Source organism: Legionella maioricensis (genome assembly GCF_023618015.1).
GTDB classification, from domain to species: Bacteria; Pseudomonadota; Gammaproteobacteria; order Legionellales; family Legionellaceae; genus Legionella; species Legionella maioricensis.
Genome location: NZ_JAJKBJ010000032.1, coordinates 18,848 through 29,605, shown reverse-complemented (window position 1 = coordinate 29,605; position 10,758 = coordinate 18,848). Strand labels below are relative to the sequence as shown.

The window sequence follows — 10,758 nt, the reverse complement described above, 5'->3', positions numbered from 1 at the left end:
CTCGAGATGACGTAGAGTACTCGAGATGACGTAGAGTACTCGAGATGACGTAGAGTACTCGAGACGACGTAGAGTGCTCGAGACGACGTAGAGTGCCCGAGACGACGTACTAAGAAAGGTTGACGTACTTAAGTCTCGGATGATGGCGAGTTTATCCCATTCTCTTCTGCCATTTGAAATGATGTTTATGAGGTGGTGGTAATAAAACACCCAGTTTTTGGAACACTTGCAGTTGTGTTTTTGCAAATACGGTAGTGATTTGATTGTTATTCGCATTAATCTTATCTACCAATTTGGATATCTCTTCCCATTGCATGCCTGGGGTTGCTATTTTGCCCATTAATTGCAATCTTAAAGCACTTTTTTCCTTCAGCAAGGGAGCCATTTGCTGGTGCATTGCTTTCATATAATTTTGCAACTCGGCTTTTTGCTCTTGAGATAGCATTCCGTCAAATGGGTGTGGATGCGCATGAGCAGGTGGAGCGCTCAGGTTAATAATTTTTTCTGAAGAAGGTTGAGCTGCTGCTAAAGATGAGGCACCTAGAGCAATAGCCAAAGTATTAATTAATAAAAAACGCTTTATAGCCATAATATTTCTCCTATTAGTTTACATGGCTAATTCTAGAGAATGAATGTAATAGGGATATGACAAATACGAATTTTGATGTAACAGCATTGTTACAATACTAACGATATAAGTGATTAGGCAACTATAATAGTTCATAAGTGATACATAGAATTAAATCTTCTGGGCGCCCAATGAATAATAGAAAAAATCATATTCTAATCATTGATGATGATAAAGAAATTGCGGAGCTGATAAGTGATTATCTGCTTAAAAATGGTTTTCGTACCACTTTAGCTTTTAATGGTTTGACGATTAATTCATTACTCAGAGAAAACAATTTTGATCTCATCGTTCTGGATATTATGTTACCTGGCATTGACGGTTTAACTCTATGTAAAACGATTCGGCAAACTCATGATTTACCGATTATTATGCTCAGTGCTGCAAACAGTACTTCGGATCGGGTGGCGGGTCTGGAATTAGGGGCAGATGACTATATTTCCAAGCCATTTAGTGCCCGTGAATTATTGGCACGAATTAAAGCTCAATTACGACGCAATTTTGGTGAATTAAATTCTGAGAAAAAACGTCTCACCCCTTTAAAGAAAATTCATTTTGATAATTGGATTTTAGATAGAGAAACTCACTCCTTAATTGACGCTGATGGTATTGCTATTCCGTTGAGTCAAAGAGAATATGATTTATTACTGATTTTTTTAGAAAATCCGCAGCGAATTTTAAGCCGAGATCAATTGATGGATCTTTTATATGATAAGTATTGTGATGCTCAGGACAGAACCATAGACGTGTTAATTGGTCGTCTACGTAAGAAATTGGAAGCCGATCCGCGAAATCCTCATTTACTAATAACAATTCGCGGTGGGGGCTATCAGTTAAAAAGCAGGATTAGCTCATCATGAGTCAACTCACGCGATCAGGACAAAAAACATTTGTAGGTTTGTTATTAGGAAATTTGTTAATTATTTTAGCGCTTTTTCAATTAATTCAGTATTATTATGATCATCGAAAACCCATGGTTCCTCCCCGTGTTATCCAGTCATTAACTCATTTAGTTCAGAAATTACAGAGTAGTCCTCAAATTAATTGGCCCGGTTTACTCGAAAAACAAGCAACGCCCTGGTCAAAAATAACCTTATCTGAAAAGCCACTTTATGCGGATAATGCACTTTTAAAGCTTAATTCAGCGATCGTTTTTGATCTGATTAAATCTCATCAAAAATTAGAGATGTCCGTTTTTATTGCCCAAGATGCCTGGCTTAATATTAAAATATTGTCTCCTTTTTCCACTCGAACCCATTTAGTTTTAATTTTGCTCATTATTTTATTCATTGCATTTTTCTTTATCAATTACTGGGCGGTTAAAACCCTTAATCAACCCATACAAACCGTAATCCAAAGTTTAAATGACAATAAAATTCAAGATAATTGGGTACCTATTCCTTTAACTGGAAATGCGGATCAAAGAACAATATTAAAGAAAATTAACGAATTACAGAGTAAAGTGAGTAAATTGCTATCCAATCGTACACGAGTAGTTACTGCTATTTCCCATGATCTGCGCACCCCTTTGACTCGTTTAAAATTACGCACTGAATATTTAAGTAATGATATCAATTATGAAAAAATGATTAACGATATTAATGAAATGGAGGTAATGATTCGGGAAACTCTGGATTATTTTCACGATATTCATACGAAAGAAAAACTACAGCGTTTTGATTTGGTCGCTATGCTTAATTCACTGCAAGAAGATGCTCTGGAACTTCGTGAAAAAGTCACTTTTAAAACCGAACTTAAAAAATTGGTATATACCGGGGCAGTGAACTTATTAAAAAGAGCTTTTAATAATATTATTAATAATGCAGTGTCTTATGGGGGGGCTGCAACGATTCAACTAAGCGTTACGCCCAATACTATTGAAATTATTATTAGTGATACGGGCCCTGGCTTATCTCAAACTGATTTGGAAGAGGTATTTACTCCGTTTTATCGTGGAGAAAATTCTCGCTCCCGTACTACTGGCGGTACGGGGCTTGGGCTTACAATCGCTAAAGAAATCATTCAAATGCATCAAGGCTCTATTATCTTGACTAACCCTGAAGAAGGGGGGTTAAAAGTATTTATTAATTTGCCAGTAAAATTTTCAGCGTAGTGTTTTGTCTACTTGCTGGCAATGAGTTGATGTATCCGTTTTTTGAATCAATGTAGTAAGGTCTTTAGTCAAATCATAGATATCTCTGTGAGATGACGGCGCATTCTGTAAAGAGCGGGGGCATTACTAATAAGATTTCATTTAACTTTTCAAAGAACCGCAAATGTCATCTCGAATGTAGTGAGAGAGCTTATGGTAGTGGCATTGTGCCTTCATTTGGAGATCCCTAAACATTGTACGTCATCTCGAACGTAGTGAGAGATCTCCTGGCATGGGCACTATGCCCGCATTTGGAGATCTCACTACGTTCCGGATGACGGCGTATTCTGAAAGAACAGAGCCATCTATTAAAAAGGACTTCCTATTAATAAGACCTTATTTATCTGCTTGAAATTTACTTGAGGATTCAACTTCAGAAGCCTCGGTCTTTTTTCTCGCACGAAGATATGACTCGCTATCATCAAAGGTATGAGCGAATTTGAATAAAGGTTTTGGTGGCGCTTTTAGCATCACGCCCTGGTTATCGGATTTTGAGCCATATGGAATATAAGCTCCAGGATTCCTGGTGGTGAATGTACTGAGATCATTGGTGAACGTTAGGTGACTACTGTGAGTATTCATAATATTCAATTGTTCTTCTTGGCCCAATTGGGCAAAATCAGGAGCCAGTTTGAAATAAGACAATGTCCCTAATGCATATTGATTATATAAAAGCGTTGATAAGATTGGAAAGCGAAACGGATTAAGTATCAAATACTGATTTAAAAAATCAGGGCTGGTAAAGCCATAAACCTCGTCTGGGTAAACATCTAATAATTTAAACTTATTCGGTCTTCTTTCTCGCATGATATCGAATAAACAATAAACACCTTCCATTCCTCCTTTTTTAAGGAGCCATGCATCGGCTTTAACTAAATCACGTTCAGTAATATCCCGTTCGCCTTTAACCTGAAGAGAGCCCAAATGTCCACCTTCCAGAAGCTTTGAAGTTAAGTATTCCTGAATGGCATGGCTGAGTGGTCCATGTAATCGAGAATCTGTATCGGGGTAATCAGGCGGATCAATAAAAATCATCCCTCGTTTTAAAAGGGAAACTGCTGTATCTACCGGAACAATACCAAAAAAAGCGAACCAGCCATTGGTTTTGAGGAAAGTGGTCGCGGTTCGCTGTGAAATAGCAATATTCACATCATGTTTTTGCAATTGTTGCGTTAATACCTGAGTTAAAATTTCAATTGGATAGTCAACAGCTAATATTTCTTTTGCAATGATTGGAAAATAGTAAACCTCCTCAATTTCATCATCTTCGGATGCTTTATGCACCATGACCGAGCTTTTATAGTATTTAGGGCATAAGTTCATTTTTAAAAGCTCTTCTTTCATAATAGAAGTACATAAGAAATTAGTGGCACATTCCTTTTCCAGATCATCAAAGATCGTATCAATCAATAATTTTCCGCTGACAAAATAATTAAAGATTTTTGCTTTTACATAGAGAATTTTTTTGAATCGTTCAAGAGAAATATCATCAGGTTTTTTAATCACCCGACATAAGCCAACATAAATGTCTTCGGTCAAATCGTCTAAATCAGCTAACATGATTTCCATATTGGCATCACAAGGTTTATATCGTTTTTTATTTTTATCTATTTCAGTCGGACTTGGCGGATTGATTGGCATTATTTCAATAGATTGATTTTTTTTGTGCCCATTATTTTACTTTATGCAGATTAAAGTAATATTAACTGAATTGTTTGGTTAAGAAATGCGAATCGACTTAGTTTAATTAAAAAATACAAATTAATATAAAATATCGCGCTAGTATATATAGCGCGATATCTTTCAAGACCTTACATTATTGGGCATATATCATTGGCTTCGTTTGTTTCATCAGCAGTTTCATCATTACTTACTATTGATATTGTTGCCATGCCATTGGCCGCCCTGTGTCCTCCCATAGGCAATAAAAACAGCAGCTGTCCGAATGAACTGATATTTAACTGCGGTAGTTGTGAAGCGGAAGGAGTAGGAACAGTGGGCTTGATGTTTTTGACATCAATGCCACATGCTTCCAACTCTTTTTTATCGCTTTGACTTAGTGTTCCGTCAACCTGCCTAGCGTGACGAACTAAACTTTCTTTTTCTTCTTTTGATAATTCTCGTTCCTCTAAAAATTGTTTTTGGAGAGGGGAGCCTACAAACTCGTTATAATATATGGAAAATTTCTTTAAAATATTCTTTACGGCATCCTCGTCTACAAATTGATAGGCTTTTTCCCCGTGATGGTCTTTTTGAGCCTTGAGTAATCCTTCAAAAAAGTTGGTCAACATTTTTGGGGTTACATCTCGATCAAAGCCAATATGTTGATGAACTATGTTCACTTCCCCTTCATATCCATGGTGTCGTTTAATGTGCTCAGGATCTGCACCTCTTATAGCGTCCTCTTGACTGTCTAATGGAAAATGAGACAGTAAATGATGAAAATTCCCTCTTAAGGTAATAGCAGCTTCATCACTAGTCTGGGTACCGGGGGCAAAATACAGGTTAATCTGATTTCTGACTACTACCAAAAAAATATGAACGTTATCTTTAATTGAATTGTTAAATCTATTCTAAAGGACATACAAGCTCCCGCACTTATTTAAATCGGCGTGATTGTATCAAGCAAAAATTAAGGTAAGATTAAGAGATGTTTTTAGTGTTTATTTTGTTCCTGCTGTTGGATAGCCTATTCGGGAAAGCCTGGAGATCTATTCAGCTGTTATTTAAAAATTTAATAATATAATTATTAATCTCTTGGTGAGTCGACAGAGGACCTCTATCACACATATCCATATGCTTGATATTAAGTAAAATCAAAGTCACGTTAGGTTTTTTTTGTTCCTCTAAAGAGGGCAAAACACCCGGGTCTGCTTTCGTATCTTTGGCTTGTAGATATAAAATGGGTACTTTTTCTGTTTGAGGAAAAGGCAGGCGTAAATTATCTAAGGTAATAGTTTTTGCTACATATTGTGGGAACTGATGAGTGAAGAGCATTGCCATTTCACCACCGTATGAGTGACCAATTAAAATTACTTTATTAAAATCAGGCCCAGGCTGTTTTTCTTTCATATTTTTTATTACATATAAAATATTGGCGACGCCTCGGTCCCATGCCGGTTTTCCCCATTCATATAAAGTCCCCGCTCGCACCCGGACAGGATCGGTGTCGAGATCATGTTGAATGCTGATAACAAAATACCCCTCTTCTGCAAGGGCTTCTGCAATAAACCTATATTCCGAATTTTTAATGGTGTAGCCATGATTAATAATCACGGGATGTTTTAAATGAGATTTGGCATTGAGTGTCTTATTATTTACATAGATTTCTATGGGAATAATACGATTTCTACTTGTATCGAATAAGTTAGTCTTTTGAATCTCGATCATATTTCATCTCTTCTTGTAAGGTTTGATTATAGAACAGTTGATGAAAGAAGAGGAGCAGACACTATTCATGAGGAACAGTCGCAAATAGCATTTTGGCGCTAAAATGATTGAAGAAATGATTAAAATAACACGTACTTATACGTTGGAAGGATAGGTCAAAAACATTCAATGCCAATAACCCCAGTGCCACAGAGAACAAATTTAATATTTTCTTAATTATTTAGCTGTAATATGTGTCTTTTTATAGCTGGGTGATTAAATTATGTCCTCAAGTTCCTACCCTGAAAAAATTGTTTTCTTTCAAAAAGAAATTGTTAAAAAAATATCCTTGAAGGATCAATTTAGGCTAGAAAGAAAAGCAATGAGAAGTATCTCATTCGATGATCCAGAGCAAGTCTATTTAAGTGAAGAACAACAAGCTTTATACGCTATCGATATTTGTGAGGGAAATTTATTTTTCGATTCGGAGCTTTATTATTTAGACGGTGAGTACAATTTTGTTTTGACGTGTGAAGAAGCCCCTAGAATACTTTGTGATAAGACATTACATCATTCTTATTTGGCAAATGGGAAAAAAGTTCTTGCTTGTGGGACTTTAGTATTTAAAGAGGGCGCTCTCATCGAAATGACTAACAATAGCGGTCATTATAAACCAACGGACGAAGAAATGTTGGCGGTTATTAAAGCCTTATATGTGGCTAGTGGAAAAACATTGCTAAATTACATCAGTTACTGTACGGTAAAACCTGAAATTTATTCTGTTGCTGACCTTGAAAGCAGTAATGATTTTGCGACTGCAGTTTCTTTAGAAGAAAGGGTAGTCGGTAATATCGGCGACAATTTATCTGTTATTTCAAAGTCTCAAGAAGACGAAGAAGAAGAGGAGTATTTGGAGTTGAATAGAGTCGTTTCTTCATCTTCAGATTACGATGAAAAGCTTGTGGTTAATGGAGTTCAAGTAGAGATACACACAGAAGAAAATGAACCTTCTCAGACATCAGAACCAAGAGAGGAAGATAAATCTAAAGAAGTAACTAAGTTTTCGGAGAGAAGATTCGGTAGAAATATGTCTGAAAATTTGACTATTAAATACAGAAAACTATTAGAAGGAAATTCTTTTTTCCAATCCCTTCCAAAACAGGCAGAGCAGGTCACAACTTCAGTTAACCTAACTGCTTAATAATTTTTGGCGCATGGAAGCTGCCTTAATCTCTGGTATATTTATTTCCAAGATTTAAATTACTTGTTTCTCTATAATTGTCATAGAATAATGAGAAATCTAATGAGGAAAATCTCGTGCTTAAGGACGATCTGATGAAGATACTATTTTGTGCTCAAAGGCCATTGTTGGGGTCACGAATCACTCCAGAAAACGTCGCATCTTGGTAATGATTCCAATTTTGGGCATTTAAATGAAAAAAAATGATTTCAATATAGGCACTTCAGGCTGGAGTTACTCGGGTTGGTTAGGTAATTTTTATCCAGAAAAGATAAAATCAAATCTTATACTGCCTTATTACGCTGAGAGTTTTGATAGCGTAGAGCTTAATAATAGCTTTTATCAAATACCCAAAGAAAAAAATGTAAAGATTTGGGCTGAAATAACGCCTCCAAATTTTATTTTCTCATGTAAAGCAAACCGCTATATTACCCATATTAAAAAATTACAGGATACAACCGAGACTGTTGAAAAATTAATCAAATCATTTAGCAATTTTGAACAAAAATTAGGTCCTATTTTATTTCAATTCCCTCCATATTGGCCCCTGGACATTCCGCGGTTAAAAAAATTTATTGAGAATTTACCGCAAAAATACCTCTATACTTTTGAATTTCGACATAAAAGCTGGTTTGGTGACGAGCTCTATGAATTACTTCAGCAAAAACAAATGTCCCTTTGTTTTTATGATCATAAAATGTATCGATCTCCTGAAATAGTCACCAGTCAATTCATTTATGTACGCATGCATGGTCCAAATGAAGAGGCTTATCAAGGTGCCTATGAGGATTCAACCTTATTGGAATATGCTCAAAAATTTGTTAATTGGCGGAAAGAGGGGAAAGCGATTTATTGTTATTTTGATAATGATGAGAAGGCGAATGCTCCAAAAGACGCGCAACGTCTTAAACACCTGCTCAGCGAATAAAAAACGGAATAAATAAAGACCTAAATTATTGACACGATAGGATGATTAACGGTAAAATTGGTAAATTTTAAAACAAAGTGTATGAGGGGAAGTACAAGTGGCAAAACCTAGAATTACTGGCCTGTTGCATAATTGTGCTTTAAACAGCGCCTTACCAACCTTACTGAACGGTATTGAGATGTTGGCAATGCATGAAGCCAGCGGCACTTTGGATAAGCTCACTGATAATATAATTGTTCAAAACTATCTGAGACTTAAAAATATTTTTGCTAACCACTACGGGATTGGTGCTGCTAATACGGACTTTACCTGGGGTGAGTTCCATGCCTTTTTACGCAAACATTCCTTTTATGCCAATGAAATTATTTTTGCACCAGTTTTGAGGGAGTTTATCGGGGAAGAGGGATTGGCAAGTGGGAACTATCCTCAAATAAAATTATTAAAAGATATACGAAGGTCAGGGCAGTATTCTCTTTTAGCTACTCTAGAGGTTGCTAGTTTATTCCACAATTGCTTTGGTATTTCTCTAAAAAGTTATGAATATATTCGTAATAAGGGTACTGGCAATCCTGAAGATAATTATGATGCTAGAGATGTTTGCCTTACTCCATATTCTGATTACCCTTTTGGCGATGCACCCACGCTTAAGCTCTATCTTAAAGCTTTACACTTTGAAATTCAGCCTCATGAGTCGTTAGCTGAGAGTAATAGGGCATATATAGCGGAAATACGTTGCTTACCTCGCCCCTTGGCAGCCATCCATAATGGCTTGACAGTTTCAGAAAGTTCTCGTCAATCTAAGCGGTGCCTGGATGACCTGTACGATTATGTGCATACTAATTTGGTGGCTCAATTGAATAGCACAGGGCAATGTAAGCTTGCTTTAAGGGAGTGTGAGAATAGATTTAATGGATTATTAGGCGATCTGGACCAAATAACCAACAGATTAAGAGCGAAAGCAAAAACAAATCCTGCTGATTATAATGCTGTATTTGAAGCGGCTGAGTTTTTAGCCAGTCAATTACGAACGAAATCAACTGGTTTTTTTGCTTTTCCAACCCCTGGAAGTTTTGTGTTGTTTAAAGGAGAATGCCGCGGTCTGATGCAGGATGCTGAAGATGAATTTAAAAAACATCGGGGGAATCCTCTGATCGACGGTATATGGATTGTTATAAAAGGGATACTAGGTGTGCTTGCTGCACTTACTGTGATACCGGCATTAATAGTTGAAAAAAAATCCAAACATGGCTTCATTAAAACGTTCTTCTCACTTGAAACTGAGTCAGCATTAGAATTCGCTGAAGTTAGAGAGGATTATAATGCTCTGGAACAGGAAATGGGGGCATTGATTAACCCTTAGATCGCGTTGATCATTTACCTACCCCAAATTTAGCAAAGGGAGGCTGGGCTGTTAAGACCAGCCTCTTCTCCTCTTACCTCCCTCCGAATTGGCTTCTTATAAATCTATAATGGCCTGGCTATGGATTAGCAGGGTATTTATTCTCAACTCCCCAAAACGTTGTTTTAGAGAGTTGAATTCAAGACCTAATTAGGAGGCCACGGCAATACAACATAGATTAAGAAAATAGGAACGGCCTGCATTAACCATACCAGAATATTCTGTTTTAGCCGTCCGGCTAGAGCATATATTAAGAACAACTTGGTATAGAGGAATATCGCTGTGGAAATAAGCCAAATAGCGGAAATAGGAATATGACCATAGATCAGGATATAGAGGGGATAAACTAATCTTGCGGTTGCTGCAATGCCTGATAAAACAAATGCTCCTAACATCGAATCCATATGTTTTAGATAGTCTTTATTTTTTATTGCTCGGTAACCCCGGATCAAAAAAAATACGATGTAGATAATTACAAAATAGAATGTTAATTGTAATAGCAAATAAGGGACACGAACTGATACGTTCCATATTGTTATTGCAAGAAATACAGGGGTATATAAAAGAATGAAGAGACCTAATCGCCGGTGGATTCTGTTTGAAACCTGACCTGGTTTCTGTATAAAACCTAGAATAAACTGGAGGATGAGCAATAGTAGAAACGGAATGGCAAATAATACATGTACGTCAAGGCTTAAAGTCCATTTCAACAAGGAACCATATCGGTCCCAAATACCACCCACAAGCCGCGTGTAAACAGGTTGCATAAATATCAACAGGATAAGCAAACTTGTTTCTACGGTAGCAATGGCATAAACAATCCTGACTCTTTTATTTGATGAACCCATAGGTTTAGCAATAGCCATATTTTCATCCTTAAAATATTAAATCATATTACTTATAAATTCATGGATAGTACACTGCTCGAGGTTAAAAAAGAGGCGCAGTCAGTGTGAAACTTCATCTAAGGAAATTAGGGTTACTGAGATGAGTAGGGTGATTTAATTTTTGCAGAAGAGTCTAAGTAGATGATAACAAGAGA

General features: G+C 36.6%; 10 protein-coding genes. 5 read left to right on the top strand and 5 right to left on the bottom strand.

Annotated elements, in window-relative coordinates; genetic code table 11:
• Positions 1-151 precede the first annotated feature (151 nt).
• A complete protein-coding gene (locus tag LOX96_RS16240) occupies positions 152-589 on the bottom strand; it encodes a hypothetical protein (protein ID WP_250424529.1) in 438 nt (145 codons plus the stop codon).
• Between the two features lie 170 nt (positions 590-759).
• On the opposite strand from LOX96_RS16240, the gene LOX96_RS16235 reads away from it, so the two are divergent.
• Positions 760-1,488 carry a response regulator transcription factor gene (locus tag LOX96_RS16235; protein ID WP_250424528.1) on the top strand — a complete coding sequence of 243 codons (729 nt, stop codon included), beginning with the start codon at positions 760-762 and terminating at the stop codon, positions 1,486-1,488.
• On the top strand, positions 1,485-2,741 hold the full coding sequence (locus tag LOX96_RS16230) for an ATP-binding protein (protein WP_250424527.1): 1,257 nt from the start codon (positions 1,485-1,487) through the stop codon (positions 2,739-2,741). Before LOX96_RS16235 ends, LOX96_RS16230 begins: the two co-directional genes overlap by 4 nt.
• A gap of 375 nt (positions 2,742-3,116) precedes the next feature.
• Here LOX96_RS16230 and LOX96_RS16225 read toward each other — a convergent pair whose 3' ends face one another.
• The 3 genes from LOX96_RS16225 to LOX96_RS16215 form a co-directional block, all read right to left on the bottom strand.
• Positions 3,117-4,421 (bottom strand): hypothetical protein, encoded by a 1,305-nt coding sequence (locus LOX96_RS16225; RefSeq protein ID WP_250424526.1) that lies wholly within the window; start codon positions 4,419-4,421, stop codon positions 3,117-3,119.
• A 170-nt stretch (positions 4,422-4,591) separates the two neighbouring features.
• Complete coding sequence (locus LOX96_RS16220) at positions 4,592-5,311, bottom strand: hypothetical protein (protein WP_250424525.1); 720 nt, start codon at positions 5,309-5,311, stop codon at positions 4,592-4,594.
• 184 nt (positions 5,312-5,495) lie between these two features.
• Positions 5,496-6,170: a serine aminopeptidase domain-containing protein gene (locus tag LOX96_RS16215; protein ID WP_250424524.1), complete on the bottom strand. Its 675-nt coding sequence runs from the start codon at positions 6,168-6,170 to the stop codon at positions 5,496-5,498.
• A gap of 262 nt (positions 6,171-6,432) precedes the next feature.
• Between LOX96_RS16215 and LOX96_RS16210 the strand changes: the two genes are divergently transcribed.
• The 3 genes from LOX96_RS16210 (at position 6,433) to LOX96_RS16200 (ending at position 9,677) form a co-directional block, all read left to right on the top strand.
• Positions 6,433-7,350: a hypothetical protein gene (locus tag LOX96_RS16210; protein ID WP_250424523.1), complete on the top strand. Its 918-nt coding sequence runs from the start codon at positions 6,433-6,435 to the stop codon at positions 7,348-7,350.
• 232 nt (positions 7,351-7,582) lie between these two features.
• Positions 7,583-8,317, top strand: coding sequence for a DUF72 domain-containing protein (locus LOX96_RS16205; RefSeq protein WP_250424522.1), 735 nt, complete (start codon positions 7,583-7,585; stop codon positions 8,315-8,317).
• Between the two features lie 97 nt (positions 8,318-8,414).
• Complete coding sequence (locus LOX96_RS16200; RefSeq protein ID WP_250424521.1) at positions 8,415-9,677, top strand: hypothetical protein; 1,263 nt, start codon at positions 8,415-8,417, stop codon at positions 9,675-9,677.
• A gap of 185 nt (positions 9,678-9,862) precedes the next feature.
• Here LOX96_RS16200 and LOX96_RS16195 read toward each other — a convergent pair whose 3' ends face one another.
• Positions 9,863-10,582 (bottom strand): DUF2306 domain-containing protein, encoded by a 720-nt coding sequence (locus tag LOX96_RS16195; RefSeq protein ID WP_250424520.1) that lies wholly within the window; start codon positions 10,580-10,582, stop codon positions 9,863-9,865.
• Positions 10,583-10,758: the final 176 nt, after the last annotated feature.